Raw genomic sequence first — 1,052 nt, 5'->3', positions numbered from 1 at the left:
GTCGTCGGCCGCACCCTCACAGGTCCTGGGTGAGGTTGACCTTGTTCCCGTCGGGGTCGTGCACGTGCGCGACGCGCTGGCCCCACGGCATGTCGTTCGACGGGCCGAGCACGCTTCCGCCGGCTGCCTCGACCTGGTCGAGCAGGAGGTCCACGTCGTCGACGGCGACGCTGAGCAGCATCCGCTGCGGGGCCGAGAGGTCGGCCGTGTCCTTGGCGACGAGGCCCAGTTCCGAGTCGCCCAGCTTCATGCCGATGAAGAACACCGGGCCGTCGTCCGGGAACCTGCGGACCTCCACCGCGCCGAACAGCCGCTCGTAGAACGCCCGCAGGCGGGGCAGGTCGGGGGTGGTGATCATGGGCTGGATGGTCGTCACGACCGTGCCTCCGAGTGTGTCGAAACCGCTTGTCGATGGTGATACGGACGGGCGATCCCGAACTAATCGGTGGGCGGGCCGAACAGTGGGAGCAGTCGTTCGACGTCAAGGAAGGTGGTGATTCCAGTGATCAGTCCGTCGCGTACGTCGAGGAAGACAAGACCGAACGGCTCATGGACGCCGTCCGCGCCCGGTCGGGTCTGCCAGAACGCAGGCGAACCGTTCGCCGCGACCGGGACCAGCCGGGCGCCCGCGCAGGGCGAGTCCGTGGTCCGCAGCGTCCGCTCGATCTGGTCGCGGCCACACAGCCACCAGGTGAACGGCGGCATCGACATCGTGGCGTCCGAGTGCAGCAGTGAGACGAGGGCGTCGACGTCGTGGCGCTCGAACGCTTCACAGTAGCGCGCGAGCAGATCGCGCTGTGCGACGTCGAAGGGCTGGAGCGGGTCGCCCGGTTCGGGAGCGACGGCGGAGAGCGTCGCCCGCGCCCGCTGCAGCGCGCTGGTCACGGCCGCGACGCTGGTTTCCAGTAGGTCCGCGGCCTCCTCGGCCGTGAACCGCAGGACGTCTCGCAGGATGAGCACCGCGCGCTGCCGGGGCGGCAGGTGCTGCAACGCCGCGACGAACGCCAGCCGGATCGTCTCGCGCAGGACCGCTATCTCGCCCGGGTCGCCGG

Annotated in this window: 2 protein-coding genes; both read right to left on the bottom strand. The window is 70.0% G+C overall.

Annotated elements, in window-relative coordinates:
- Window positions 1-16: 16 nt before the first annotated feature.
- Complete coding sequence (locus ACRDSQ_RS24200) at window positions 17-358, bottom strand: VOC family protein (protein WP_431424250.1); 342 nt, start codon at window positions 356-358, stop codon at window positions 17-19.
- An 80-nt stretch (window positions 359-438) separates the two neighbouring features.
- Window positions 439-1,052: RNA polymerase subunit sigma-70 (locus ACRDSQ_RS24195; RefSeq protein ID WP_431424249.1), on the bottom strand; the 614-nt coding region annotated here is incomplete at its 5' end.

Source organism: Actinokineospora sp., from assembly GCF_050699995.1.
In the GTDB taxonomy this organism is placed as follows: Bacteria; Actinomycetota; Actinomycetes; order Mycobacteriales; family Pseudonocardiaceae; genus Actinokineospora.
Note: the sequence above shows the minus strand (reverse complement) of the source record. Positions and strands in the feature narration are given on the sequence as shown.